Origin of the sequence: Sulfitobacter sp. W074, from assembly GCF_025142275.1 — a bacterium.
Taxonomy (GTDB): Bacteria; Pseudomonadota; Alphaproteobacteria; order Rhodobacterales; family Rhodobacteraceae; genus Sulfitobacter; species Sulfitobacter profundi.
Genome location: NZ_CP081130.1, coordinates 869,372 through 895,570, shown reverse-complemented (window position 1 = coordinate 895,570; position 26,199 = coordinate 869,372). Strand labels below are relative to the sequence as shown.

Here is a 26,199-nt window from a genome sequence, read left to right as displayed (position 1 = left end):
TGAGATGAGCGATCCCGCCTCCCTGATCTCGACCGCCGCCGTTCGCGGTGCCTATCGCACCTCGCAATCGCTAACGGCGCAAAAAGGCGAAGCTATCGCCGAAGAGGCAGGCGCCAGCGCCAATAGCTTCACCAATATGGTGCAGCAAGCCTCGGAAAACGCGCTGGAAACAGTGCGCGAGGGCGAGGCCGTGGCCCAAGCCGGGCTGCGCGGTGAGGCGGATACCCAGCAGGTGGTCGAAGCGATGCTGGCGATGGAAAGCACAGTCAAAGTCGCCGTGTCGGTGCGCGACCGCTTTGTCGAAGCCTATCAGGAAATCTTGCGGATGCCGATCTAGGCCATGACCGAAACCCAGACCTATGACATCATCTCTGCTACCGTCTGGGCCGTGCTTTTGGCCTCGGGTCCGGTGCTGGGGGTGGCGCTGGCGATCGGACTGGTGATCGCGTTTTTCCAAGCCCTGACGCAAATTCAGGAAATGACGCTGACCTTCGTGCCCAAGATCGTGATGATCTTTGTCACCCTGCTGGCCGCAACGCCGTTCATGTATGCCACGCTGAAGAACCTGTCGGACACAATCTTTGACCTCGTGCAGAACGGTGGGCTGTGAGGGGCTGGCGGCATATCGCAGCGGCGCTTTTGGCGGCCGCGCTCGCCACCCCTGCCCTCGCCCAAGGCTGGGGGTCGTTCTATGAGCCGACGCGCAAGGACAAAGTGACCGCGACCGCACAGACGCTGGCGGCCAAGGGCGGGCCGGAAGGCGTCTGCATCCGCGAAATTCTGGCGGCACAAACGCGGCATGGCATTCCAGATAACCTGCTGCTGGCCATTGGACTGCAAGAGGCGGGCACCCGGCGCAACGGGCATTTCACGGTCTGGCCCTATGCGGTCAACGCGGCGGGCGAAGGGCGGCTGTTCGACAGCCGCAACGCCGCGCTTGATTGGATCGCAGAGCGGCAGGCGAGTGGCATCCGCTCCATTGACGTGGGCTGTATGCAGATCAACATGCGCTGGCACCCGGATGCTTTCGACAACCCCGCCCAAGGGTTCGATCCGCGGGTGAATGTCGATTACGCGGCGCGGTTCCTCAAGCGGTTGCACCGGCGTACGGGCAGTTGGATGCAGGCCGCGGGGTCGTACCATTCTTTCGAGCCTGAGTACCGCGACACCTACCTTGACCGTCTGCAAAAGAACATTTCCGCCGCCAATGCGCGGCTGCCGGAGTTTCAGGCGCTGGCCAGTGCCAGCCCCGTTCCCGCGCGTCCGCGCAAGACGCCCCGCAGCACCTCGGGCAGTTATGACAGGTTAGCGGCCAAGGCCACATGGGGCGCGCAGATCGGCGGGGCGGCGAATGCGCGCCGTTCGCTCTATTCGGCACATGAGATGCAGCCGGTTCTGCCGCAGTTCACCACCGTCCGCGCGGAGGATGCGGGATGAGTACGAAACCCAACACCATCCTGCCGCAGCTGAGCATGTTCAGCGCCAACAAAGACGTCAGCTTTGCCGTTGGCATGGCGCTAGTGCTGGCGGTTCTGTTCTTGCCGCTGCCGCCGATCTTGCTCGATTTCGGGCTGGCGCTGTCACTGTCGCTCAGCGTGTTGATCTTCATGGTGGCGCTCTGGATCCCTTCACCGTTGCAGTTCAACTCTTTCCCGACGCTGCTGCTGGTCACGACCATGTTGCGCCTGTCGCTCAACGTGGCCTCAACCCGGCTAATCCTCAGCGAAGGCCATGCAGGTCTGCATGCGGCGGGCGATGTGATCCAAGGGTTCTCCAAGTTCATCGTGGCGGGTAATTTCGTCATCGGTGTGGTGATCTTTGCCATTCTCGTGATCATTAACTTCGTCGTGATTACAAAGGGTTCGACCCGTATCGCCGAGGTTGCCGCGCGGTTCTCGCTGGATGCGATGCCGGGCAAGCAGATGGCGATCGACGCCGATATGGGGGCGGGGCTGATCGACGAAGATGAGGCCCGTCGCCGCCGTAAGGAACTGGAAGACGAAAGCGCGTTCTTCGGGGCGATGGACGGTGCGTCAAAATTCGTGCGCGGCGATGCGGTGGCAGGGCTGATTATCACGCTGATCAACGTCATCGGCGGCATTCTGATCGGTGTCGTGCAGCGCGGCATGGGTGTAGGCGATGCCTTTAACGTCTTTACCTCGCTGACCATCGGGGACGGGCTGGTGAGCCAAATCCCGGCATTGGTCGTCTCGCTCGCCGCCGGTCTGATCGTGACCAAGGGCGGCACCCGGGGCGCGGCGAACGAAGCTGTCTTTGACCAGCTTTCGAACTTCCCCAAGGCGCTTTACATGGCGGCCTTGCTGCTGTTCGGCATCGGCCTTTTGCCCGGCTTTCCGCTGCTGGTCTTCGCCCTTCTGGCCGCTGCCATGGTGGGCTTGGGCGTGGTGATCCAGCGCGGCGCGGCAGAGGCGGCAGAGGCCAAGGCAAAGGCCGATGCAGAAGCGCAGAAACAGCAGGACATGCCAGAGGTCGACAGCAACCCGATGCACCTCGATGAGTTGCGGTTGGTTCTGGGCGAAGGGCTGGTGGCGCTGGCCAACCGCCCAGACGCGGTGCTGCCGAGCAAGATCAAATCCCTGCGCAAGCATTTCGCCGAAGAGTTCGGCTTTCCCATGCCCTCGGTCCGGATCAAGGATGACGTGAGCCTGCCGATCAACAGCTATTCCTTCCAAATCCACGGCGTTGATGTGGCCAAGGGCGACATTCGCGCCAATCAGATGATGGTGATCAACCCCGAGGGCGCGCCGCTGCAACTGCCGGGTGAGGCCACGCGCGAACCCACCTTTGGGCTGGACGCGCTTTGGGTCGACAGCAAGGTTGCCGATCAGGCCGAGGCGCAGGGCTATACGGTGGTGGACCCCGAAAGCGTGATCACCACGCACCTGACCGAAGTGGTCAAGGAAAACATGTCTGAACTGCTCACCTACGGTTCGGCGAAAGAGGCGATTGAGGGGCTGGACCGGAATTATCAAAAGCTGGTCAACGACCTGCCCGTCCCCTCCCCCGCCATTCTGGTGCAGCAGGTGTTGCAGGAACTGCTGCTCGAGCGTGTCTCGATCCGCAACCTGCCGCTGATCGTAGAGGCGATGGCCGAAGCCACGCGCCAGACCTCCAAACCCGCGCTGGTGCTTGAAAACGTCCGCCGCCGCCTGTCGAGCCAGATTTGCCAAGGCCTGTCCGATGGTCAGGGCTTCGTGCCTGTCATCACCCTGTCGCCCTCGTGGGAGGCCGAGTTCATCGAGGCGGTCAAGATCGTCGGCGAGGATCGCACATTCGTCATGTCCCCCAAACGGGTACAGGAATTCGTGCTGCAAGCCCGCCAGCAGATCCAGCGCTTCGCCTCCGAGGACAGCTGGCCCGCGCTGATGGTCAACCCCGAGGCGCGGTCCTATGTGCGCTCCATGTTGGAGCGGGTCAGCCCGATGACGCCGGTGATTTCCAACGCCGAAATTCATCGCAAGGTATCCCTGCGGACCGTCGCCACCATCGGGGGCTAGGGATGGACCTGTCCGCCCTTTTGACCGACGCGCTGATGGGATATTTCGTCGTCTTCGCCCGCATCGGCAGCGCGCTTTTGTTCATGCCGGGCTTTGCTGAAACCTCGGTGCCCACGCGGCACCGGCTGTTCTTTGGTCTGATCCTGAGTGCCGCGCTTTATCCGGTCACGGGCCTTGGCCCGGTGGCCGAGGATCGCCCCGGCGCCCTGCTGTTGATCTTCGGTTCCGAGATCACCGTGGGCCTGTGGATCGGGCTGGTGGCGCGCACCCTGCTCTCGGCGCTGCAATTCGCGGGCTATCAGATGGCGTTGATGTCGGGGCTGGCCAATGCCTTGGCCCCCAACATTGGCGCGTTTGAGGGAGCCACGAGCATGGCGGCGATGCTGCTGATCGGGGCCACGGCGCTGATTTTCATCACTGACCTGCACCACCTGATTATTGAATCCTTGCTGATGTCCTATCAGGTTTTCATCCCCGGCACCTTCATGTTGGCCGATCTGACCGATCAGTTTGCCCGCGCGACGCAGGTCAGCCTGTATCTTGGGCTGTCGATCGCCGCGCCTTTCTATGTGGCGGGTCTGGTGCTGAACGTCGGGATGGGTCTGGCCAACCGCATGATGGCGAGCCTTCAGGTCTTCTTTATTGCCCAGCCCTTGCTGATTGCCGCGGGGCTGGCCTTGATGGTGCTGGCGGTTCCGACCATGATGCGCGGGTTTCTTGAGCCTTTCGCGAATTGGCTCACCACCTACGGATTCTAGGCCATGTCAGACGAGGACAAGAGCAGTAAGACCGAAGAGCCGACGGAGAAAAAGCTCCGCGACGCGCGCAAGAAGGGCGACGTGCCTCAATCGCGTGAGACCGGCACGGCGATGCTGGTCTTTGCCCTGCTGATGATCCTGATCTTCGTGCTGCCAAGTTCGATTGGCCGGATCGTCGAAGCGCTGCAAGGCCCGCTGCTGGACGCTGGTGTCACCGCCATTGGCACCGGCGGCACCGGGGTCGTTGAGGCCGGGAATGTGCTGAAGTCACTTGGGTTTACGCTGGGGCTGGCGATGATGCCGGTCGCGGGGATCATGGTGTTGGCGGCCCTCTTTGGGGTGCTGATCCAAGGGGAAACCGTGGTCTCCGCCGAACGGATCAAGCCGAAAATTTCCAAACTGAACCCGCTGTCGGGGTTCAAGCGGCTGTTCTCGGCCGAAGCCTTTGTTGAGTTTGCCAAGAACACCGCCAAGGTGCTGGTGATCGGCTTCATCACCGTCTGGGCCGTGCGCGATATTGCGCAATCGCTGGGTCAGACACAGGCCTTCATCCCCGAGACATTGCTGGATGCGGCCTTGCAAAAGGTGCGCTGGATCTTTCTGGTCACCACCGTGCTGCTGGTGCCCATCGCCATTGCCGACATCATCTGGAAGCGTGCGCAGTGGAAGAAAAAGCAGATGATGAGCCTCAAGGAAATCCGCGACGAGCATAAAGACAGCGAGGGCGATCCGCAGATCAAGGGCCGCCGTGCCGAATTGCGCCGCGCCCGCGCCCGCCAGCGCATCGCGCAGGCCATCCCCAATGCCAGTGTGATCCTGACCAACCCGACCCATTACGCCGTGGCGCTGAAATATGAACAGGGCGTCGATGATGTGCCAGTCTGTGTAGCCAAGGGGGCGGATGTGATGGCCCACCGCATCCGCGAACTGGCCAAAGAGCACGACATTCCGATGATCGAAAACCGCCCGTTGGCCCGTGCGCTACATGCAGCGGTGGAAGTGGATGACCGTATCCCGATGGAGCATTGGCAAGCGGTGGCCGAGATCATCGGCTTTGTCATGGATCTGCGCCGCAACGTGCGCCGCAAGCCGCCCGCGGGGTCGTCGATCCGCGAAGATTAACCCGCCCGCTCAGCGCAGGCGCAGCCCTTCGAGATTGCGGTCGGCGGGGAGTTTGGAGCGTTCCAGCAGGATTTTGGTGATCAACCGCGCACGGACAAGGCTGAACGAGCCCATGATCTGCGCGGCATCGCGTTCGGGCATGGCACCGATCACCTGCACGGCGGTTTCCACGTCGATTTCATCCATGATGCCCGCCGCCACCTGCGGCTTCATGTTGCGATAAAGCTCGACCAGTTTGGTCATGTCTTGGTTGTTGGCCTCTTCGATCACCTTCAATTGCGCGCCGATCTCATCGCGCAGGCTGGCCAGCCGGGTCTGCTCGGCCTTGAGGCTTTCTTCGGCCAGCGCCAGCTTGGCTTCCCGGTCGGCGATCGTGTCGCGTTGGTCTTTGAGCAGGGCACGCTCTTCGGCGATGGCCTCGGCGATCAGATGGCTCGGCTCGCACATGCCGCTCTGACCCGGGGCGCTGGCGTCATAGCTGGGCGGCGCGGGGGCTGCGGCAAGCTCGACCGGTACCGGGGGTGTGTCACCCGGCGTCTCGGCGATGGCCATCATTGGCATGAACTCAACCGTGAGCTTGAGCACCCCGGCGACGCCAAGGCCAAAAAGCGCGATCTTTGGTAGGGAGATACGGCTCATTCCTTACGCTCCTTGGTGATGTCGAAAAAGGTGCGGACCAGCTCGGATTTGCCCTGCACCGCCGCCTGCCCCCGCACTTGGGAACGCCCTTTGAGACGCGCGGCACGCATCTGTGCGGGGCTTTGGCCTGCGGCGGCAGGCTCAGCCGCGGCTTGGCGCGGCTGCGGGGTGTCGCGCTGCACGGGTGGCTCGGGGCGCTGCACCTTGGTGCTGAGATCGCGGAGGTCGTCAACCGATTTGGCGGATTGATCAACCGCGCTGGAAAAGGCCCCAACCATCGGCTCCATTTCCTTCAAGGTGGTCATGAGCGCGCGAACCCGACGATCAAGAATAAAGGCATAGACCAGCGTGCCGACCAGCAGCACGATGATGAGGATATCAATCAAGGCCGGCATCATCGTCGCTGTCCTCCTGACTTTCCTTGGGCAGCAAGGACTGGATCACCCGCAGCGCCAAGGCGCCATTGCTGCGCTGGCCAAAGGCGGCTTGGAACATCGGCCGCGCGTTCACCATGCCGACGACGGGGGTATCAACCGTCATGCCCAGATCAATCACCTGACCGGGCTTCCATTCCAGCACCTCATGCAGCGGGATCGTCACCTCTTGGAGCACGCCGGTGATGGTGACCGTGGTGCTGGAAATCTGGCTGTTCATATCCTTGCGCGCGTTGCTGTCAGTGGGCGAGCGCCCGCCAAGGAACGGCTGCGCCAACTGCGCGCTGACCTCATCCAGCGTGCCATAGGGCAGCACCAAGGCCATATGGCCGCTGCGGTCTTCGAATTGCAGATGCATCCGGACCAGCACCGTCGCGGTGCGCGGGGCCGCCAGCATGACCGACCGGGGATTGGACTCCAACGATTGGATGTCGAATTGCACCGGGCTGACATCATGCAAGCAATGCGCCAGCCCTTTGAGCGACAGTTCCGCCAGTCTGCGGCCCAGTTTCTGCTCAATCGCAGTCAATCCACGCGGCTTCCACTGTTGGCTTGTGGCGCGGCGACCGCCCAGCATGATTTCTAGGACCGAAAACAGCAGGTCCGGCTCGACCACACAGGCGATCTGGCTGCCCCAGCCTTCGGCATTGGCGATGGCGATGAGCGAGGGCGCCTGAATGCTCTCCATCGCGTCCTCATAGGGCATGTATTCCAGCGAGCTGAGCTCGATCTCTGGCGCTACGGTGCAATAGGATTTGAGGTCGGGCACCAAAGCCAGCAACAGACGGTCGATGATGATCTCAAGCGTGGGCAGGCGCTGAAAGCTTTCGCGCGCCTGACGGATCATCGTCTCTTCGAGGCTTAGCGCATCGGAGGAATCCGCTATCGTCATTGCACCACCATATCGGCAATCAGTATTTCATGCGGCGCGTCAGTGTGGCCGACCGCCCGCGCCCGGCGCAGCAGTTCGGTCTTCAGCATCGCCAGCCCATAGCTGCCAGTCAGGTCGCTGACATGCAACTGCCGCAGGAAGTCTTGGAAGCTGTCGCGCAGGTAAATCTCACGCGCGATCAGGCGGTCCGCGCCCTCGGCGGTTTCGTCATAGACCATCAGCATGTTCAGCTTGAGAAATCGGCTGGTCTGCCCGCCCTGCGGCCCGGTATCGGTGACGTTCACGATGATCTCGGGGAAAGGCATGACCGGCATCTTGATCTCGGTCTTCGGCTTTTCGCCATGCGCGTCTTCGCTGCCTTCCTCACCATGGGCATTGTCAGCGGTCTCAACCGTATCCTCGACGGCTTCATCCCCGCCGAGCCCCACCATTTTCAAAAGCCCCGAAGGACCGATGGCAAGCGTCACCCCACCGACGCCAGCAAGAAGGCAGAGCAAGACGACAGCAAGGATAGCAAGAGGCTTTTTCATTCTTCAACTCTTAATCGGATCCTGCGCGGAGCGCCATATGCAAGAACAAATACATCCCCAAACAAGCTTTATTGCAACAGAAACCTGTTTATTTTTCGGTTCTCACAAGTATAAATCGATATATGCTTGCATAGTGGCGACCGAGCAGGGAATGCTCGGACTATCCAATCGAGTGAGGGCCCGTGAATCAGATCGTTGAAAACCTTAAGGATTTAGGTCCAAAGCGGCTGGCTCTTCTGGGCGGCATCGGTCTGGCGATCACCGCGGCCATCTTTATCGGCGCGCGGACCATCCTCGCCCCTACCTATGTTCCGGTTTACAGCCAGCTTAGCCCCGGCACCGCATCGCAGATGATGCAGACGTTGGAACAGGCGGGGCTCACGGTCGATCTGTCGCGCAATGGCGATACCATTTCGGTGGCCGAGACCGATATCGCCCGTGCCCGCATGGCGCTGGCTGATGCGGGGCTGCCGGGCGAAGGCGTGCCGGGTTGGGAGATTTTCGACAATATGTCCGGCATGGGGATGAACTCCTTCATGCAAAAGGTGAACCGGCTGCGCGCACTGGAAGGCGAGCTGGCCCGGTCGATCCAAACCATTAGCGGCATCAAAGCCGCGCGGGTGCATCTGGTACTGCCCGAACGCGCCGCGTTTTCGCGCAGCCGGGCCGAGGCCAGCGGCTCGGTCATCGTGCGCTCGCAAGCCAACGCCAGTATGACCCGCAGCCAAGCACAGGCGATCCAAGCATTGGTAGCCTCTGCCGTGGCGGATTTGGAAGCGCAGAATGTGACCGTGCTGTCGGCCTCGGGTGAGACGATCTTGGCCAAGGACGAAGGCGGCAGCTCTGACTTCTCCCTTCAAGGTCAGCGCAGCATGATCGAAGAACAACTGGCGCAAAAGGTTGAATCCATTCTCAACGCCCGCGTCGGGCCGGGCAATGCCCGCGTGCGGGTCAGCGTCGATCTGACGACCGAACGCGAAGTCCGCGTCTCGCGTAGCTTTGATCCTGCCCAGCAGGTGGCGCGGTCGATCGAAACCCGCGTGCGCAACTCCAATGAAACCGACCCGGCGGCGGCGACGGTGGATGTGGCCAATAACATCCCCGATGAGCTGCGCGACGATGCGGGCGGCGGCGCGGGGCAGTCCACCCGCTCTGAGAACGACGAGATCATCAACTACGAAATCGGCTCGATCCAGAGCGAGCTTGTGCGCGAGCCGGGCGATATCGAGCGTATCTCGGTCGCCGTGCTGGTGAACGGCAGCTATGGCACCCTGCCCGACGGGTCCGAGGGCTATATCGAGCGCAGCCCCGAAGAAATGCAACGTCTGAGCCAACTGGTCAGCACGGCCATCGGCTTTGATCAGGCACGCGGCGATCAGGTGCAGGTCGACAGCCTTCAGTTCCTTGATTTCGATTCCGAGTTCAGCAGCCCCGCAGGCCGTGGCTTGGGCGCGGTACTGGCCGATAACGCCATGACCATCCTGCGGTCGCTCTTTGCCTTGGCGCTGGTGGCGATCATCATGGTGCTGGGCGCGCGCCCGCTGCGCATGGTGCTGGATGCCACCCTGCCCCAGCCCGCGCTGGCCGGTGCTGGCGCAGACGCGGGCCTGCTAGACGGTCCTGAGCAGGATAACGCGCCAAAAGCGCTGACCGGCGGCACCCAGAACGAAACCCCGCCAAACCGCCTGCCCACCCCGGCGGGCGTCCAAACCGGTGCGGTGCTTGGCCCAATGGACGAGATGCCCCGCGACATGGTGCAACTTGCTTCGGTCGAGGGCGCGGTGCAACACAGCCAGTTGCGCGCCGTAGCCGAACTGGCCGAAGACAACACCGAAGACGCCCTGCGGGTTCTGGGCCAATGGCTGTCGGAAGGGGATGATCTGTGATCACGACCCTCAAGCTGCAAAACTTCGACGAAGACGGCAAAAGCAAGCCGCAGGATCCGGCGCTGCCCACGCCCGAAGAAATCGAAGCGAAGATCAAAAAGGCCCATAAGCAAGGCCATATCGAAGGCTATCTGGCCGGGGCCGACGCGGGCCGGGCCGAGATGCACCAGACCATGCAGGCCGAACATGCCGTGATGGCTGAAAAGCTGGCACAGGAACTGGCGCGGCTGTCGCAGGCGATGCAGGCCCATCAAGAGGCGCTGATGGCGCAGATCGTGGGCTTTACCTTGCAAACCTGCGAGATCGTCCTGCCCGAGGTGATCGAACGCCTGTCGACCGCGCGGGTGAAAAAGACCGTGACCCAATCGCTGAAAATGGCCATCGGGTCGAGCCAGATCAAAGTGCGCCTGTCGCCCGCCACGCTTGACCAGATCGGCCCAGACCTGCGCCAACGCGCTGTGTACTACAAATGCGACGGCGTGCTGGACCTGCGCGCCGATGCCGACCTGCCCGATGGGGATGCCCGGATGGAATGGGATCACGGCAGCCTTGATTACGGGTTCAAAAAGATTTGCGACCGCCTGCTCGCCGAATTGCGCGACACCCATGCGCGGGCGCTGACAGCACAAAAGGAGAAGGACGGAAATGGACAAGCCTGACCTGCAATCGCCCAAAGATGACAACAACGCCGCGAAAGGCACCCCGCCCGACGCCACACCCGGCGCGCAAGAACAGCCGCGCGCTGACGCCTTCGGCAATACCGCCAGCACAGGCAGCGATGACGCGGGCGTCTTCCCGCAACTCGACACCGAAGACTCGCGCAACGCCCTTGCCCCCCGCCCCGAGGCCGGTGGCGCTGGCATCAACGCCATGTTGAACGTCGGCCTTGATGTGCAGATCGTGCTGGGCCAAGCCCGCATGCCGATCTCGCGCCTGCTGGAACTCACCCGAGGCTCTATCGTAGAGTTGAACCGCAAAATCGGCGCACCGGTCGACCTCATGGTCTCTGACCGTCTGGTGGCACGCGGGGATCTTGTGAAGGTCGGCGAAGACCGGCTTGGCGTGTCCCTGACCCAGATCGTCAAGGACTATGTCCCTGACTGACCTCCCCTCTCTGCGCGCCTATGCGTCGGGCCGCATGGGCCTTGCCCTGCTGGTGCTTCTCGCCAGTGGCGGCATGGCCATGGCCCAAGACGGAGGGTTTCTCTCCACGCTGTCGGATGTGATTGGCGACACCGCGCCCGGCAGTGACGAAAACGCCAATCTGTCGGGCCGGATCGTTCAGTTCATCGCGCTGGTCACCGTGCTTAGCATCGCGCCGGGGCTCTTGGTGGTGATGACCAGCTTCACGCGCTTTGTCATCGTCCTGTCGATGCTGCGCTCGGCCCTTGGCCTGAACCAGACCCCGCCCAATATCGTGCTGACCTCGCTGGCGCTGTTCATGACCTTCTTCGTCATGCAGCCAGTGTTCAAGGACGCCTATGAGGCCGGGGTCGAGCCGCTGTTGGAAAACGCCATCGGCGAAGAACAGGCGCTGGAGCGGATCGCCACGCCCTTCAAAAACTTCATGTACGTCAACACCCGGCCCGAGGATTACGCCCTGTTCCTGCGCATCGCCCCAACGGATGAAGAGGCCGAAGAGACCCCCCTGCCCGCCTCGGCAGAGGAGGCCACCTTTCGCCATCTCGTTCCGGCCTTCATGATCTCGGAACTGCGCCGCGCCTTTACCATCGGCTTTCTGATCTACCTGCCCTTCGTCGCCATTGACCTCATCATCGCCTCGGTCTTGATGAGTGCGGGCATGATGATGCTGCCCCCGGTGTTGATCTCCCTGCCGTTCAAGGTGATCTTCTTTGTGCTGATCGACGGTTGGTACATGCTGGCAGGATCGCTGATCGAAAGCTATGTGCCGCTTGCCGGTGGCTGACCTGCACTGAAAGGATTTAACCATGTCGACCAATGCCCTTTCCAAAACCCGCAGAAAGCCCATCACGGTGGAGGATCTGAACGGTCCCACCAAGGCGGCCATCACCTTTCTCTGCCTCGGAGAGCAGACCGGTTCGGAACTCATGCAAAAGCTCGGCACCGCCGAGATTGAACGCATCACCAGCGCCATGAGCCGCCTTGGCCCGATCCCCGCAGAGGTGGTGGAACATGTGCTTAAAGAGTTCACTCAAAAGGTGGTCAGCGGCACAGGATCGGTCGTAGGGTCGCTGTCGACGGCAGAGTCCATGCTGCGCAAGTTCATGCCCGAAGAACAGGTGACCAGCATCATGGCCGGGCTCAAGGACAGCGAGCGCGAGAACGCCATGTGGCGCGGCTTTGGCGCGCTGGATGAGACGGTGATCGCCAACTATCTCAAGGGCGAGCACGACCAGACTGCGGCGGCGATCCTCAACAACGTCGACACCAGCGTGGCCGCCAAAGTGCTGCCGCTGCTGGGCCCTGAGCGGATGCAAGACATCGCCGAGCGCATGATCGCGATGGAGGCGGTGCCGCTGCACATGATGCAGCAGATCGAAGAGACGTTGAAACAAGACATTCTGTCGAACGCGATGCACACCAATTCGGTCGAGACGCATCAGCGCATGGCGGATCTGTTTAACCAGTTGGATGTGCAGGCATTCGAAGAGCTTTCCGGTGCGCTGGACGCGCGTATTCCCGACGCTTTCCAAGCCATCAAACAGCGTATGTTCGTCTTTGACGATCTGTTCAAACTGCCGATGCAGGACTTGGCGCAGGTGATGCGCGGGCTGGATGGGGCCACCCTGCCCATGGCGATGCGCGGCGCCAAGAAAGAGCAGCGCGATCACCTGATGGAATGCCTGCCACAACGCTCGCGTCAGATGCTGATGGACGAGATGGCCGCCACCGGTCCGGTCCGGGGCCGCGACGTGCGCGCCGCACAGGCCGCCATGGTGGAATATGCCAAGACCCTCGCCGACGAGGGCGTGATCGAACTGCCCTCGGCAGCCGATGACGACGAATTCATCGAATAAAGAGGATCAGCGGTAGGCGCTCGACGCGCTGTAGCCACCAGTGATCGTGGGGATGTCGATGGTGATGGCCGTGAAGGTGCCGCCCTGACCGATAGAGACGGCCCCCTGCATCAGCGAAAGCACGGTGTTCGACGACGACGAGACACCCTCTACCGCATCGTAAATCGCCGAGAACCGCGAGACGAGCTTGTCGACCTCGGCGGGGTCTTTCAGCTTTTCGATGTCGAACTTCTGTTCAAAAAGCGCGATCTGGCGGTCGAGATCGACCCCAATCGCCTCATCCGGTACGCCAAGCGCACGGCGCATAAAGCTGCCGAGGTCTTCGTCTTTCAACACGTCGAGCCAAGTGTTGATTTCAGAGGCTTTGGATTTGAACTCCAAGGCAATCCGGGCGCCTTCGTTGTCTTCCCCGGCAGAGTTTAGAACGACCCGTTCTTTGAACCGGTCGATCATCTCATCCTGCCAGCCCGTGCGATTGAAGTTAAAGCTCCGCCCACCATCGGGGGCAAAGCCCAACGTATCGTACATATCTTTGATCTTCGGGTTGCTCAGCCGGTTCACCAGAGCCGAAGACTCATCGGAATTGCTCTCTAGCGTTTTGCGGATCATTGCCTTGCCGAAGATCTGATCCTCAAGATCAAAAGCCCGCATGACAAAAGTATAAACTTCGGTATCGGCAACAAATTCCTTCGCAGATTTGATGTCGCCGATACGCTCTTTAAAGGCTTCGATCTGCCGGGCGTTCAAGGCATCGTTGGCGGCAAGGTCGAGCTGTTTGTCGCGCGTTGCGTCAAACAGCTTAACCGCCACCTGCGTGCCGATACCGCCCAGCGAAATCATGCGTGCGCGGCCTCATGGTTAGGCGCCGGAGGCGCCGGGCGAAGCTGCATCAGCTCAGTCTCGTATTTGAGAACCCCGCGCAATTCGCTCATCGCTTTGTAGAAGTCGGCCATAGAGACGAAGTTCGCCGCTTCCATGATCCGGCTGCGCATCTCAGCGCCAAAGCAACAGGCGAGATCAGCCAAGCCTTGCTGGATCATCGGCAAGATTTGATCGCGGGTATCGGGACGGATCAGCGCGGTTTGCACCAAGAAATAGACCTTGGACACGGGCGTGGATTCCGCATCCGGCTTCAACAGATCGGACTCGCGCACAATGTCGGCGCGGTTTTCGACGGTCAGCGCCTGACGGCGGTCGCCGTTGCGGATGACGCAGCCGTTCACGACCACACGTTCACGGGGGCGGAGGGTGAGTTTCAGCATCTTACACCTCCTGCATCTGCGGCGCGGCCTGCCCGGCCAAACCTGCGGCAATGTTGCCATTGATCTCAACGAGACCCGCCAGACGCCCCTCGCCTGCCATCAGCGCGGTGCTATGACGGTCCACCCAAAGTGCGATGGAGATCAGCGACGCTTTCAACGCATTAGGCATCTTGTTTTCCGGCTCAGATAGGTCATGGCGCAGGGCCGACCAGAACCGTTGATTTTCGTAGATTGCATCGCGCAGACCGGAGGCGAGGATGTTCAACCGCTCGCTTTTATCCTCGGTCGCATCAAAGCCTTGGCCCTTTTCGGCAAGGTCATGTGTGACGCGGCTCAGGATGCGGCGCTCGATCTGCCGCGGGGTTTCGCTTTCGCGAATTGTTCGTTTGTATGCTGCCAGCCCCATAGGAATTCTTCCTTGTTTTTATAGTTTGCTGCCTGCCAACCGCAAATTCTGAGGCGGTTGGACCGGGGCCAAAGCGCTAGGCTCTGGCCCCGAAAACCCTAATCCTTAACGGAACAGGCTCAGGATGTTCTGCGGTGCCTGGTTGGCGATCGACAGGGACTGCGATGCCAGCTGCTGCTGAACCTGAAGCGCCTGAAGACGGGCGGCTTCTTCTTCCATGTTGGCGTCAACCATCGCGCCAACGCCAGTGTCGAGGTTGTCGGAGAGCTTGGTCAGGAATTCCTGCTGACGCTCGATCGACTTTTCGGCCTGACCCAGAGTTGTGGAGGCACTTACGGAAGCTGTTTTGGCTTCATCGGCCTCGGTCAGCACTTGCGCAAGGAAAGCTTCACCGGTGGTGGCGTTGCCCGCGTTCGTCGCAAAGCCTGTCGCGATCAGGGCGAATTGCTCGCGCTGACCGTTCAGGTCGACCGGGGAGACGCTGATCTTAGTCGTGGTCAGGTTGCCAGCAGAATCACGGCTGATACCGCTTACGACTTCACGCGCCGCTTTTGCGCCGCTGGTGCCATCCGTGATTATACCAGTTGCGGGATCAATCGTTGACGCGGTGGCCGCGGTCCCGTCCGTTGCTGTGCCCTCTGCGTTAACCAAGTCGTCGCCGTTAAAGGTCGACTGCGAAATGATCGCGTCCATGTCGGCCACGAGACGGGTCAGGTCGGCTTCGATTTCGGTCAGACCCCCCTTGTTCTCTTGGGCGAATGCAACCTTGTCACGGAATTCCGATGCAAGCTCGGAGAACTGCTCTGCGCCAAGACGCGCGGTCGCAACCGAGTTCTTGGTCAGTGTCAGGCTCTCATTCACGGCTTTGGTCATGCCGCTGTCGCCCTTCATGGTTTCGGAAATCGCGAAGTAAGCTGCGTTGTCCTTACCGGAAGAAACTTTGAGACCGGTCGAGATACGGTCTTGGGTTGTCCCAAGGTTCGAGTTGACGTTCCGCAGAGTTGCGAGAGCATTCATTGCGGAGGTGTTTGTGTTGATCGAAGACATGTTCTTATTCCAGACTATTCTAGTTCGTTATGTCGTCGTTCTGACAACTGCGGGGCGAACCCGCTTGATTACGTTTTTACGCGAAAAACTGGCAACATTGAGGCAATTCAGAAACTTTTGTCCACGGTTGTCATCAGTGTTGCGCGGTTGTCACGCTTCGCACCGCTTCGGCCGTAAATGCCTGCAATGCTGTGCTTTTCCCGGATTCCGGAAACTTCTTTGATCATCTCTGCCGTGGCTTGGCGGGCCAATTGCAGGTGGTGATGATCGCGCGCAATCAGATCTTTTAGATCGCGCAATTTATCTTTGCTGACCGCTTCGGGGTCGTGGCTGAGTTGCTCTTCCAACACGGCGGTGAGTCGGGCTTTTTCGCTGGCAAACTCGACCAATTGATTGAACGCCCCGCCCTCGACCGCGGCGATTTCGCGGCGCAGCAGGTTGCCCAAAGCGTCAACGGCGGCGAGTGCTTTGCGCGGATCGCTCATCGGTCTGCCCCCGTTTGATAGCGCTGCATGGCGGTTTCAATGCTGCGGGCGATGCCGGTGCTGTTCTGCTCGGCGATGCTTTCGCCAATCGCGTTGGACAAAAAGCTGCGCCATGTCTCTTCGGCATGGCCGCCGCCAAAGCTGCCGATGTCCACAGTCGAGAGCATTTCATCGACCATCTGGCCGAGGAACATGGCCTCGAACTCCTGCGCTTTTTCGGCGGTGACAGCATCGGCCTGTGTCACTGCAGGCTTCGCTGCCGGAGGCGGCGCGGGGATTGGGAGAGATGCGAATTCCATGACCTGCCCCTAGATGATCTCAAGGTCGGCATGCAGAGCGCCCGCCGCCTTGATGGCTTGAAGGATTGAAATCGTCTCGGTCGCGCCGACGCCAATGGCGTTCAGCCCGTCGACCAGCCGTTGCAGGCTGACCGACCCGTCGATGACGGCGAATTTCGCGTCTTTCTCTTCGACGCCGACCGAAGAATTCGGCACCACCACGGTGGTCCCGCCAATCGACAGCGATTCAGGTTGGCTGACGTTGAAATCATCGCGGACGGTGACGGTCAGGCCACCTTGGCTGACCGCGACGCGGTCGATACGAACATTCGCGCCGATGACGATGGTGCCAGAGCGCGCGTCGATCACCACTTTGGCGACTTGATCGGGCTGCACTTGCAGCGGCTCGATCAGGGCCATCGTCTCCATCAACGATCCTTTGCCGTAGGCGGATACGGTGATGGTGCGCGAATCGATGGCGGTGGCGACCGGGCCCATGGCTTGGTTAATCGCGGCTTCCACCCGTTGCGCGGTCACAAAATCGGCGTTGCGCAGTGCGAGTTTGATGCTGGTCATCTCGCTGAAGTCAAAGTCGACCTCACGCTCGACGATGGCGCCGTTGTCAATCCGCGCGCCGGTGGGCACGCCTTCGACGATGGAGGCATTGAGACCTTGGGCCGCGAAACCCGCGACGGCGATCGGGCCTTGGGCCACGGCGTAAATCTCACCATCGGCGGCGGTCAGCGGCGTGACGATCAAAGTGCCGCCGCGCAGCGAAGACGCATCGCCCAAGGAGGATACGACCACATCAATGGTGCTGCCCATCCGCGCGAAAGGCGGCAGGGACGCGGTGACCATGACCGCGGCAGTATTCGCCGTGCGCATCTGGTCCTCGGTCAGGTTGCCGATGCCGAGCCGCTCCAACATGCCCTCAATCGCGCGTTCGGTGAAGGGCGCGTTGCGCAGGCTGTCGCCCGTGCCGTTGAGGCCCACAACCAGCCCGTAGCCGACCAATTGGTTCGACCGCACGCCTTCGACGGTGACGATATCCTTGATCCGCACCTGTGCAGCCGCCGGCGCGGCAAGCGCGAAGGTGAGGCCGATCAGCAGGAGTTTAAACAGGGCGTTCATGGGCGGCGGTTCCGGTTAAAGGTAGTTCAAAAAGGACAGGCGCGAGAGGCGCGCGGTGACGGCAAAGCTGGAGTCGAGCTGGTTTTGCAATTGGGTCAGACGGGTGGCTGCGTCATATTGATCGACGCCTTCGAGGTTCATCACTTCGGCGTCGAGAAACAGCGCCCGGCTTTCCTGAGCCGAGATCGTATCGGCCAGTTGCGCCCGTTTCAGGCCGGTCTGGGTTTCCAGATCGGTCAGCCCTTCGAGCCCGGCGCCGATGGCGCTGCGGGCCTCAGTTAGCCACGCATCACGGGCGGCCTCATCAGGGATATCGCTGGGGTTTACCGCGCTCAGCATGGCCAGACCGCGCATCAGATCGCGGATCGCCGGATCGTTGGCCTGCGCGCCTTGGGTCAGCGTCTGGGTCTCAGAGGTGCGCGAGGTCAGCGGCGGATTGCCCGTCGGTGCGCCGTTGTAAAAGGTGTTTTCGAAATTATGGTTTGGGAACACTGAACTATCGCCAAACCCCGCCTTAAGATCGTCGATGGCGCGCTGCACATCGGCCATATCCGTCAGGGGGCCGCCAATCATATGATCCACTGCGATGGCTGGGGATTCCCCCGTGCGCGGGTTGATCTCGTCCCATGCCTGAAGCGGGTTCGTGTCAGTGCGGGTGCCGGACATCAGGAAACCGGAACTGTCGCTGACCGCGGCTCGTTCCAACACCCGGTCAAGCGCCGTGCGCGCCGCCTGAGACAGGTAGCTCGTCGAAAGCCCGCCCGCGCTGTCAGCGGTGAAAGCCTGTTCAAGCACCTCTTGCCCGACATCGCGCATGGCGCCAAGCGAGGTTTCCACGGCGAGAAAGCGACGATCTAAAAGCGCATTGGAGGTCAGGAAACCATCGTTGCGGGTGATCTGCATCCGGATGGCGATGGCATCGGCAGAGCGATGGCCCAGATCGTCATAGGGGTTGGCCTTCAGCCCCGTTGTCACCTCTTTCGACACATCCGAGATCTCGGCGGCGAGGCGGCTGGTCTGCTCGCGCTGGCGCAGGCTTTGCAGGGCGGTGGAGACGGTGCGGGAAATCTCGGTCATTCTATCCTCACACGCTGGCCAAAAGGGTATCGAGCATGTCGCTCAGGCTGCTGAGCACCTGCGAATTGGCGCCGTAGGCCTGTTCAATTTCCAAGAGCTTTTGCAATTCGGTGTCGACGTTGACGCCTTCGATGCTGCTGCGGTTGTCCTCAAAGGTGATAAGCCGCACGCGGGCCGTCTCGGCCTGCGCGTCGGCGCTGACCCGCAGGACGTTCTGCTGGCTGACCAGATCAGCGGCGAAATCCCCCAGACGCGCATTGGTGCTAAGGCCGGTCGCCGCGTCGAAGGTCATCCCCGTTTCAAGGACATCGACGAAGGCGTTCAATTGCGTGGTGTCGCCCGGCTCTCCGGGGAGAGTGGCCCCGACGCCATCGCGCAGACGCCACAGCGCGCCGCCCTTGTCGGGCTGAACGCTGTTGTTGATCGAAAGCCGCCCGGCCAGCCCATCCAATTGCGCCGGGTCAAACGCGCCGCCCGCGTCGGTGAACAGCCCCGGCTGCCCGGCCCCAACAGAGGCATCGGCGGCCTCGAAACTCTGCACCAGCCCGCGGGCGAGCTCATCCAGCTGCAGTTTCATCTGCGGCAAATCATTGGCGATCAACCCGCTCAGCCCCGCAAGGCGGCCGCTGTCGGACCCGCGCGCGGTGGCGCTGTTTGGTGTGATATCGACATCCCCGGCCATCAGCCGCCCGGTATCGCGGTTGGCGCTTAGCTTGACGGCTGTCTCTCCATGAACCAATTCCGTGCCGCCGGTGGTGTGCAGCGTCAGCGTTCCGTCCGCTTCCCATCGGCCTTGGAAATCCATCTGCGTGCTCAACGCATCAAGGCGACGGTTCATCTCATCCATCAGCCCGCTGGTGCCGGTGGGATCGGTCCCGGCAAGCGCCAGACGTTCGTTCAGTTCGGCAATATCCGACAGCGCCGCGTTCACCTCGCCCACGCTCGACACAAGGCTATCGCCAGCCTGTCCGCGGCTGGCTTCAAGCTCGATGGCGGCTTTGTTGATGCTGTGCACCAAGGTCTCGGTCCGCGAGAGCAGGTCGTTCTGCGCCGCAGGATCGGAGGGGTTATTGGCCAGAAGGTCGAGACCGGCCTGAAACTCCGCCAGACGGGCGGCGGGGGAAACCTCATCGCCCGGCTCGCCCAAGGTAATCAGATAGCTGCTGAGAATCTCGCTCGTGGCAGAGGCTTGGCCCAGTTCGGCCGAAGCATTCCGCGACATGCCTGCAAGGCGTTCATCCACCTGCCGCGCGATGCGCAGCTCGACCGCTCCGCTTTGACCGTTGGTGGAGACCTGCGCCGCTTCACGGCGGACGTAACCTTCGGTTTGCGCATTGGCGATATTGCCCGCAACAAGGCTGGCGCGACCCTCTGTCGTGCTCAGCCCGCTGCGGGCAATGCTAAAGGCGGATGAGATGCTCATTCATGCACCGGGTTAACGTTTGATACTCAGCGTTTCACTCAGCATTTCGTCGCTGGTGGTGATGATCTTGGCGCTTGAGGAATAGGCCCGCTGCGTTTGGATCAGGTCGGTAAGCTCTTGGGCGATATCCACGTTGGAGCCTTCCAGCGCGCCGCTGTTGATGCTGCCCAGACCGTTCAGCATCGGATTGCCGATGCTCACTGCGCCGGAATCGCGGGTGGCAACATAGGCGTTGCCATCGACCGAGCGCATCTGGTCGGGGTTGGCAACATTGGCAAGCGGCACTTGGAACAGCGCACGGCGCTGACCGTTGTCAAAGACCCCATAAAGGATGCCGCTGTCGCTCATCTCGGCCCGCTCAAGGCTGCCGGTCTCGGTGCCGTCGTCCGAGAAGGCCGGGGGCGTGTAGTCGCCGGAAAACTGGGTCATCCCCTCAAAGGTGCCGGGCGCGCCGAAATCGATCTCAAGCGGTTGTGGAGTGCCGCCGTTGTTGATCTGCAGCGTCACAACACCGGTCGCGGGGTCAATCGGCAGGGTGCCGGGCGTGTAGCTCTCGGGGCTGCCCGCGTTGACGCCGCTGTCGGTGAAATTCACCGTTGCATCGCCATAGCTGTTGCCTGCCTCATCGCTGATGCTGACGGTCCATTCATTGGCCGTGGTGCCCGGAGCCCAAGACAGGGTCAGCGCGTCGCTGCCGCCCAGTTGATTGACGTAGCGCAGGGTGGATTCGAAGGCCGTGCCGGTGGTGCCAGCCCCGGTCTCTTGCGCAGGCACATTGCCCGACACGCCGACGCGCGCACTGGGCGTGCCTTGAACCTGATAGCTGGCCACATTCACGGTGCTGAGATCATTGTAGCTGGTGCTGCTGACGCTGCCGGTGGCCCCGGCTGCATCGGTGGGAAAGCCCGACAGAAAATAACCCGCAGAGTTGCGCAGGTTGCCGTCCTGATCCGGGGTAAAGGAGCCCGCACGGGTCATGTAGTAGTTGGATTCGACAGGATCATTCGGGTTGCGCGACACGACGAAAAAGCCATCACCCTGCACCGCCAGATCCGTTGAGCGACCGGTGCCCATGATGTTGCCATTGGCCGAGATATCGGCCCGCACGTCCGTGAGCACCCCCGCCTGCGTTGCCCCAGTATTCTGCGTCACGAATTCCGAAAAGGTCCGCCGATAGCCAACCGTATTGGCGTTGGCGATATTGCTAGAGATATTCTGGACGCGGGAGGAGTTGGCCTGCAACCCGCTGACCCCGATCTGGAGGGCGCTTGTAATGCTCATGACTTGATCCTGCTCGTTCTTGTTATTCTTGACCTATACATGAGAAAGCCGATTCTTCATGACTAAAGCAAGAATAAATTTTGCATTTGATATTTATGTCACTGACTTTCCTTGACATCCGTTACTTTGGTCACGGCATCAAGGATACGGTCCGCGCTTTCCATGCTCAGCCGCATCACGTCTGATCCCAGCGGCCCCTCCCCTCGGGGCTGTGCGCCGAGCCCGGTGGCGAGGTCTGCCCAGCCGGGCAATTCGGCAAGCGCGGGAAAGGCCGCGGCGGCCCGGGCGACGGTCTCGCTGTCGCCCGCTTGATAGGCGGCAAGGGTCAGGCGCGTAGCATCGGCAAAGGCGAACTGCGGGGGATGGGCCTCCCACATTTCAAGAAAGGCCTGCCGGGCCGCGCCCCATTTGCCGGTCTCGTATAGAGCCACCGCACGGCTGCGGCGCAGGTCCATGTCTTGGGCGCGCAGGCGCAGGGCGGCCAACTCATCCGTGCGGCCCGCCTGCGCCAAGGCTTCGACCAAAAGGGCTTCGGCCTCGGCCCCCTGATCGTCGGCATAGCCGCTTAGTAAATCTACGGCCGCATCCGCCTGCCCGCCTGCCAAAAGCGCGCGGGCCTCGCCGCGGCGCAGATCGGCCAAAAGGGCTGCATCGGGGGCATTCGTCCCGACCCCCTCCAGAGCCTCCACCATTTCACGCAGCGCGCGATACTCGCGCGCAGCAAGGGCGGTCATCCCGGTGTCCAGCAGGCGCTGCGGCACGGCGGCGGCATGTTCCACAAAACCCGGATCAAAGCGCCAGCGGGCGCTGATGCGGGCGTGCCCCTCAAGGAACGGCCCCAGATCGAGCTCACCTGCAGCGCCCGCGGCGTAGAATGCGCCATAGATGTCCCGCGCCTGCGCGCGTAGCGCGTCGGCCTCATCATCAGGTGCGCTGCGCAGCAAATTGTGCAAGGCCCAAAGGGCGGTATCGGTATCGCCCTGCTCTGTCGCGACCTCGGCCAGCAGCACCGCGCCCTCGCGGCCAAGGTCATCCCCGCTCCACATCCAGCGCGCGGTTTTGAGCAGCGACAGCGCATCTTTCCCCGGCAAAGTCTCGGTTTCTCGCCCCATCCGAACCAGCGCGAGCCGCGCCCGTTGCGCATAGAGATCGCGGCCCTGCGCGGCTTGGACATACCCCTCAAAGGCCATCAAAAGATCGCCCGACACTTCTGACGCGCGGGCCAGCAGGTAGCGATAGGCGGGGCCATCGCGCAACTCTGCATGTTTGGGAAACTGCGCGGCCAGTGCCTGCGCCACATCCCAATTCTCGGCCTCCAAAGCCGCCTCAAGCAGGTCCGGCAGGACCGCGGCTTGGATCGCGGGTGACAGGGCGCCGAGACTCTCCAACGTGCGCGGCATCAAACGCGCCGCCTCCTCCGCCGCCCCCAGCCGGGCAAAGGCCGCTGCCCGCAGGGCCTGCCCCTCGCTCCACCCGACGGACCAAGACACCGCCTGCCCCAAATCTCCGCCCGCGCCCGCGTCCTCTTCCAACAAAGCAAGGGCGAGGTTCAATGTTCGATGCCGCCGCGCTGCGTCACCTTTGAGGGCCTCGGCGTCGAGCGCCGCCAAAAAGCCTGCCGCCTCAGGGCGCATCATCCATGCAAGGTGCAGTTCCGAAAGGTCCAGCAGCGCCGCGGCCCGCTGAGGGGCATCCGGATCGGTCGCGGCGAAAAGCTGCGTCATCAGCGTCTCACGGGCGGCAAGGAAATCCTCTCGCCCATGTTCCACCAAGGATAGAGGCGCAAAGATAGCGCCCTCCTCCCCCGCCACAGGCGCGGCCAAGATCAAAGAGAGACCAAGGACAATGTTGTGCAGATGCTTCATTCTATGAATAGATGCACTTTATTCTTGTAAAGATCCATTCTTTATTTCACACTGACCTTCAATAAAGTCACGCCATCTTTGCCCAAACTGAGGCCCGCCATGACGGAAACCAGCCATATCAGCATGTCGCTGGCGACTTCCCTTCAGCGCCAACTCGACATCACCGCCAACAACATCGCCAACGCCAGCACCGCAGGCTACAAGGGCGAACATGTGGTGTTCGAAGCGCTGCTGCAGGACAACACCGCGCTTGGCGACGATCAGGCGGCATTCGTCAGCGACACGGGCTCCTACATCGACACCCGCCCCGGCGCGCTGTCGCAGACCGGCAACCCGCTGGATGTGGCGCTGCATGGCGAGGGGTGGTTCAGCTATCAAACCGCCGACGGGCAGCAGGCCTTTGGCCGCGATGGCAGCTTTGTCCTCGACCCAGAGGGCAATCTGACCCTGTTGTCGGGGGCAAAAGTGCTCGACGCGGGCGGTGCGCCGATCCAACTGCCACCCGCAGGCCTGGGCGACATCAACATTTCCGAAGATGGCACGATTTCGGGCAGTGAGACCGGCCCGCTGGGCCGTATCGGCGTTTTTAATATCCCAGAAATCCAAAGCTACAAGCGCCTTGGCGGCGGCATGCTGGTTGCGCCCGAGGGCGCTGCCAATCCCGCCGTGGCCGAAGCCGTGCAGGTGCGCCAAGGCACGCTGGAGCTTAGCAACGTCAACCCGGTGCGCGAGATGACCCGCCTGATCGACGTGCAACGCGCCTATGAGCGCACCAATACCATGATGGGCAATGCGGACGACCTGCGCCGCGACTCGCTCAAACGGATCGCGCAGGCGGTCTGACCCCGACATCCGTGAAACGGAAGGAACGAGACAATGAAGGCACTTAGCATCGCCGCAACCGGCATGATGGCGCAGCAGACCAATGTCGATGTGATCTCGAACAACATCGCCAACGCGAACACCACCGGGTTCAAAGCCAGCCGCGCCGCCTTTCAGGATCTGATCTATCAATCCATGCAGCGCGAGGGCGCTGTCACTTCCGAGGCCGGATCGACCCGCCCCGTGGGCATCGATATCGGCATGGGCGTGCAGACCGCAGGCACCGTGCGGCTGAATACTCAAGGCGGCATGGTTGCCACCGAGAACCAGCTTAACGTCGCCATCGACGGGCGTGGGTATTTCTCGGTCACGCTGCCCGATGGCGGCACTGCTTATACCCGCGACGGGTCGTTCCAGCTTTCCCCCGAGGGGGAGATCGTCACCATGCAGGGCTACCGCGTCGAACCGGGCATGGTCGTGCCCGAAAACACCACAGCGGTCGAAATCAACGAACAGGGCGTCGTGATGGCCTATGTCGAAAACGATCCCGTGCCGGTGGAGCTGGGCCAGTTCAGCCTGACCACCTTTGTCAACGAGCCTGGGATGCGCCCGGTGGGCAACAACTTCCTGCTGGCGACCGAAGCCTCGGGCGAAGCGCAGGTGGTGAACCCCGGTGATCCGGGCGCGGGGATGATCCGTCAGGGCTATCTTGAGGCGTCCAACGTGAATGTCATCCAACAGATTACCGATCTGATCTCGGCGCAGCGCGCCTATGAGATGAACTCCAAGTCAATCGAGACCGCAGACCAGATGCTCTCGGCTGCGAACCAAATCCGCTAATGAAACGGCTCGCCGCCCTCTTCCTTGGCCTGATGGTGCTGACGGGCCCTGCTCTCTCGGCCCCCATCGGCGTGTTGGTCGAGGAACGCGCGCGCACGGATTACGCCGACAGCCTGCCGCAGGATGGCGAGTTCGAGATCACAATCAAGGACGCCCCAGCTGACGCCGTGTTGACGCTGGCAGAGTTCTGGATGGACCCGCGCAGCGGCAAATTTCTGGCGAATGCGGTGCTTGAGACGGGCGAGGTGCAGCGCATCGGCGGCTATGCCCTTGTGACCATGCCGGTCCCTGTCCCCGTCACGCGCCTGCTGCCCGATGATATCATCATGGAAGACGACCTGACCGTCATGCGCCTGCCCGTGGGACGCATCGGCACCTATGTGATGACGGATATGGAAGAGGTCATCGGCAAGCAGGTCCGCCGCGTCCTGACGCCGGGCCGCCCGATCCAGATCCAGTCCATCATCCAGCCCTTGGTCATCAACCGGGGTGAGCGGGTGGATATCTATTTCAGCGACGGGCTTCTCGCCCTCTCCTCTCCGGGGCGCGCACTTGATGATGCGCATGAGGGGCAGGAAATCCGTATCGTGAACCTTGTCAGCAACAAAACGGTCACCGGCATCGCCACCGGCGAAGGGACCGTGGAGATCATTCGATGACCACCGCTTTCGCGCGCCCCTCTGTCTTGATGTTGGGCGCGGCCCTTGCCCTGACCGCCTGCGATACCGCAGATCACTTCGACCGCGATCCGCAGCCCTCGCCGATCGTGGTGGATGGGCAAACCATCCCTGAAGTGGCCCGCGTTCAAGTGCCGATGCCCGCCGTCGCGATGGAGCCGCCACGCCGCGGCAGCGCCAAAGCCTCGCTCTTCTCGGCCCGCAGCGAAGCGTTGTTTGCGGACCAGCGCGCCGATGATATCGGTGATATCGTCACGGTCGTGATCTCAATCGACGACCGCGCGCAATTGCGCAACTCCACCGACCGCGAACGCGAGGGCGCAAGCTCCATCGGTTTCCCGACATTCTTTGGCTATGGCGCGAAAATTGCCGCAATTCTGCCCGGAATCAGCGCAGCCGACCTCCCGAGCGGCGATGTCGTCGAGATCGGCTCGGCCTCCGAGGCAAGCGGCTCTGGCGCCATTTCGCGCAACGAACAGATCGAGCTTAAAGTGGCCGCCTTGGTCATCGACAAATTGCCCAACGGCACGCTCGTGGTCGCGGGACGCCAAGAAATCATGGTGAATCAAGAGCTGCGTGAGCTGCGCATGGCCGGGATCGTGCGCCCTGCCGACATCCGTGACGACAACACCATCTCTTATGACAAGATCGCCGAAGCTCGCATCGCCTATGGCGGTCGCGGCACGCTTTCGCGCGCCCAAGAGCGCAGTTACGGTGAAGATGCGATGGATGTGATCCTGCCCTATTAATTCGCGACTTGGTCACAAAGTGAGACCATTGCCGTCGCAATCGACCGTTAAACCTGACGAAAGCTCAGGAAAGGTCGA

At 61.8% G+C, this 26,199-nt stretch carries 30 protein-coding genes; 15 read left to right on the top strand and 15 right to left on the bottom strand.

Features of this window, described 5'->3' with window-relative positions:
* The first annotated feature begins 4 nt into the window (after positions 1 to 4).
* From K3762_RS04335 to flhB, 6 genes are read left to right on the top strand one after another with little or no spacing between them, the layout of a single operon-like run.
* Positions 5 to 337: a flagellar hook-basal body complex protein FliE gene (locus K3762_RS04335; protein WP_120350438.1), complete on the top strand. Its 333-nt coding sequence runs from the start codon at positions 5 to 7 to the stop codon at positions 335 to 337.
* Between the two features lie 3 nt (positions 338 to 340).
* A complete protein-coding gene (gene fliQ, locus K3762_RS04330) occupies positions 341 to 610 on the top strand; it encodes a flagellar biosynthesis protein FliQ (protein ID WP_067261035.1) in 270 nt (89 codons plus the stop codon).
* On the top strand, positions 607 to 1,437 hold the full coding sequence (locus K3762_RS04325) for a lytic transglycosylase domain-containing protein (protein ID WP_132445031.1): 831 nt from the start codon (positions 607 to 609) through the stop codon (positions 1,435 to 1,437). Before fliQ ends, K3762_RS04325 begins: the two co-directional genes overlap by 4 nt.
* Positions 1,434 to 3,518, top strand: coding sequence for a flagellar biosynthesis protein FlhA (flhA, locus tag K3762_RS04320; protein ID WP_132445029.1), 2,085 nt, complete (start codon positions 1,434 to 1,436; stop codon positions 3,516 to 3,518). The genes K3762_RS04325 and flhA overlap by 4 nt, the downstream gene beginning before the upstream one ends.
* A 2-nt stretch (positions 3,519 to 3,520) precedes the next feature.
* Positions 3,521 to 4,276 (top strand): flagellar biosynthetic protein FliR, encoded by a 756-nt coding sequence (locus tag K3762_RS04315; protein WP_120350435.1) that lies wholly within the window; start codon positions 3,521 to 3,523, stop codon positions 4,274 to 4,276.
* Positions 4,277 to 4,279: 3 nt separating this feature from the next.
* Positions 4,280 to 5,398: a flagellar biosynthesis protein FlhB gene (gene flhB / locus K3762_RS04310; protein WP_132445027.1), complete on the top strand. Its 1,119-nt coding sequence runs from the start codon at positions 4,280 to 4,282 to the stop codon at positions 5,396 to 5,398.
* A gap of 9 nt (positions 5,399 to 5,407) precedes the next feature.
* On the opposite strand, the gene K3762_RS04305 is transcribed toward flhB, so the two are convergent.
* Genes K3762_RS04305 through K3762_RS04290 form a run of 4 tightly spaced genes read right to left on the bottom strand, consistent with a single transcriptional unit; the run spans position 5,408 to position 7,893 of the window.
* Entirely contained in the window at positions 5,408 to 6,037 is a 630-nt protein-coding gene (locus K3762_RS04305) for a MotE family protein (protein ID WP_120350433.1), read from the bottom strand.
* Entirely contained in the window at positions 6,034 to 6,435 is a 402-nt protein-coding gene (locus K3762_RS04300; protein WP_132445026.1) for a flagellar motor switch protein, read from the bottom strand. The genes K3762_RS04305 and K3762_RS04300 overlap by 4 nt, the downstream gene beginning before the upstream one ends.
* Positions 6,416 to 7,363 (bottom strand): flagellar motor switch protein FliM, encoded by a 948-nt coding sequence (locus K3762_RS04295; RefSeq protein WP_132445024.1) that lies wholly within the window; start codon positions 7,361 to 7,363, stop codon positions 6,416 to 6,418. The genes K3762_RS04300 and K3762_RS04295 overlap by 20 nt, the downstream gene beginning before the upstream one ends.
* Positions 7,360 to 7,893, bottom strand: coding sequence for a flagellar basal body-associated FliL family protein (locus K3762_RS04290; protein ID WP_120350430.1), 534 nt, complete (start codon positions 7,891 to 7,893; stop codon positions 7,360 to 7,362). The genes K3762_RS04295 and K3762_RS04290 overlap by 4 nt, the downstream gene beginning before the upstream one ends.
* A 182-nt stretch (positions 7,894 to 8,075) precedes the next feature.
* On the opposite strand from K3762_RS04290, the gene fliF reads away from it, so the two are divergent.
* Genes fliF through K3762_RS04265 form a run of 5 tightly spaced genes read left to right on the top strand, consistent with a single transcriptional unit; the run spans position 8,076 to position 12,778 of the window.
* On the top strand, positions 8,076 to 9,779 hold the full coding sequence (gene fliF / locus K3762_RS04285; protein WP_120350429.1) for a flagellar basal-body MS-ring/collar protein FliF: 1,704 nt from the start codon (positions 8,076 to 8,078) through the stop codon (positions 9,777 to 9,779).
* Positions 9,776 to 10,438 carry a FliH/SctL family protein gene (locus K3762_RS04280; RefSeq protein ID WP_120350428.1) on the top strand — a complete coding sequence of 221 codons (663 nt, stop codon included), beginning with the start codon at positions 9,776 to 9,778 and terminating at the stop codon, positions 10,436 to 10,438. Before fliF ends, K3762_RS04280 begins: the two co-directional genes overlap by 4 nt.
* Positions 10,425 to 10,883 carry a FliM/FliN family flagellar motor switch protein gene (locus K3762_RS04275; RefSeq protein WP_120350427.1) on the top strand — a complete coding sequence of 153 codons (459 nt, stop codon included), beginning with the start codon at positions 10,425 to 10,427 and terminating at the stop codon, positions 10,881 to 10,883. Before K3762_RS04280 ends, K3762_RS04275 begins: the two co-directional genes overlap by 14 nt.
* On the top strand, positions 10,870 to 11,706 hold the full coding sequence (gene fliP, locus K3762_RS04270) for a flagellar type III secretion system pore protein FliP (RefSeq protein WP_132445022.1): 837 nt from the start codon (positions 10,870 to 10,872) through the stop codon (positions 11,704 to 11,706). The genes K3762_RS04275 and fliP overlap by 14 nt, the downstream gene beginning before the upstream one ends.
* A 22-nt stretch (positions 11,707 to 11,728) precedes the next feature.
* Positions 11,729 to 12,778, top strand: coding sequence for a flagellar motor switch protein FliG (locus K3762_RS04265; RefSeq protein ID WP_067629210.1), 1,050 nt, complete (start codon positions 11,729 to 11,731; stop codon positions 12,776 to 12,778).
* A gap of 6 nt (positions 12,779 to 12,784) precedes the next feature.
* Here the strand turns inward: K3762_RS04265 and K3762_RS04260 are convergent, their stop codons facing one another.
* The 11 genes from K3762_RS04260 to K3762_RS04210 form a co-directional block, all read right to left on the bottom strand.
* Positions 12,785 to 13,618, bottom strand: coding sequence for a DUF1217 domain-containing protein (locus tag K3762_RS04260; protein WP_132445020.1), 834 nt, complete (start codon positions 13,616 to 13,618; stop codon positions 12,785 to 12,787).
* Positions 13,615 to 14,040 carry a flagellar biosynthesis repressor FlbT gene (locus tag K3762_RS04255; RefSeq protein ID WP_132445018.1) on the bottom strand — a complete coding sequence of 142 codons (426 nt, stop codon included), beginning with the start codon at positions 14,038 to 14,040 and terminating at the stop codon, positions 13,615 to 13,617. Before K3762_RS04255 ends, K3762_RS04260 begins: the two co-directional genes overlap by 4 nt.
* 1 nt (position 14,041) lies before the next feature.
* A complete protein-coding gene (flaF, locus tag K3762_RS04250; protein WP_260011719.1) occupies positions 14,042 to 14,446 on the bottom strand; it encodes a flagellar biosynthesis regulator FlaF in 405 nt (134 codons plus the stop codon).
* 105 nt (positions 14,447 to 14,551) lie between these two features.
* On the bottom strand, positions 14,552 to 15,493 hold the full coding sequence (locus K3762_RS04245; RefSeq protein WP_120350422.1) for a flagellin: 942 nt from the start codon (positions 15,491 to 15,493) through the stop codon (positions 14,552 to 14,554).
* A gap of 107 nt (positions 15,494 to 15,600) precedes the next feature.
* Positions 15,601 to 15,978: a hypothetical protein gene (locus K3762_RS04240; RefSeq protein ID WP_120350421.1), complete on the bottom strand. Its 378-nt coding sequence runs from the start codon at positions 15,976 to 15,978 to the stop codon at positions 15,601 to 15,603.
* The gene (locus K3762_RS04235; RefSeq protein WP_260011717.1) at positions 15,975 to 16,277 is read right to left on the bottom strand and encodes a rod-binding protein; all 303 of its coding nucleotides are present in this window, start codon (positions 16,275 to 16,277) and stop codon (positions 15,975 to 15,977) included. The genes K3762_RS04240 and K3762_RS04235 overlap by 4 nt, the downstream gene beginning before the upstream one ends.
* A gap of 9 nt (positions 16,278 to 16,286) precedes the next feature.
* Positions 16,287 to 17,387 (bottom strand): flagellar basal body P-ring protein FlgI, encoded by a 1,101-nt coding sequence (locus K3762_RS04230; protein WP_260011716.1) that lies wholly within the window; start codon positions 17,385 to 17,387, stop codon positions 16,287 to 16,289.
* Between the two features lie 15 nt (positions 17,388 to 17,402).
* A complete protein-coding gene (locus tag K3762_RS04225) occupies positions 17,403 to 18,464 on the bottom strand; it encodes a flagellin (RefSeq protein WP_132445012.1) in 1,062 nt (353 codons plus the stop codon).
* 7 nt (positions 18,465 to 18,471) lie between these two features.
* Complete coding sequence (gene flgK / locus K3762_RS04220; RefSeq protein ID WP_260011715.1) at positions 18,472 to 19,887, bottom strand: flagellar hook-associated protein FlgK; 1,416 nt, start codon at positions 19,885 to 19,887, stop codon at positions 18,472 to 18,474.
* 12 nt (positions 19,888 to 19,899) lie between these two features.
* Positions 19,900 to 21,168, bottom strand: coding sequence for a flagellar hook protein FlgE (locus K3762_RS04215; RefSeq protein ID WP_132445008.1), 1,269 nt, complete (start codon positions 21,166 to 21,168; stop codon positions 19,900 to 19,902).
* Between the two features lie 98 nt (positions 21,169 to 21,266).
* Positions 21,267 to 23,033: a hypothetical protein gene (locus tag K3762_RS04210; RefSeq protein WP_260011714.1), complete on the bottom strand. Its 1,767-nt coding sequence runs from the start codon at positions 23,031 to 23,033 to the stop codon at positions 21,267 to 21,269.
* Between the two features lie 99 nt (positions 23,034 to 23,132).
* Between K3762_RS04210 and flgF the strand changes: the two genes are divergently transcribed.
* Genes flgF through K3762_RS04190 form a run of 4 tightly spaced genes read left to right on the top strand, consistent with a single transcriptional unit; the run spans position 23,133 to position 26,121 of the window.
* Entirely contained in the window at positions 23,133 to 23,876 is a 744-nt protein-coding gene (gene flgF / locus K3762_RS04205) for a flagellar basal-body rod protein FlgF (RefSeq protein ID WP_067629234.1), read from the top strand.
* 33 nt (positions 23,877 to 23,909) lie between these two features.
* Positions 23,910 to 24,695: a flagellar basal-body rod protein FlgG gene (gene flgG / locus K3762_RS04200; RefSeq protein WP_067938908.1), complete on the top strand. Its 786-nt coding sequence runs from the start codon at positions 23,910 to 23,912 to the stop codon at positions 24,693 to 24,695.
* Positions 24,695 to 25,354: a flagellar basal body P-ring formation chaperone FlgA gene (gene flgA / locus K3762_RS04195; protein WP_120350414.1), complete on the top strand. Its 660-nt coding sequence runs from the start codon at positions 24,695 to 24,697 to the stop codon at positions 25,352 to 25,354. Before flgG ends, flgA begins: the two co-directional genes overlap by 1 nt.
* Positions 25,351 to 26,121: a flagellar basal body L-ring protein FlgH gene (locus K3762_RS04190; RefSeq protein WP_120350413.1), complete on the top strand. Its 771-nt coding sequence runs from the start codon at positions 25,351 to 25,353 to the stop codon at positions 26,119 to 26,121. The genes flgA and K3762_RS04190 overlap by 4 nt, the downstream gene beginning before the upstream one ends.
* Positions 26,122 to 26,199 lie beyond the last annotated feature (78 nt).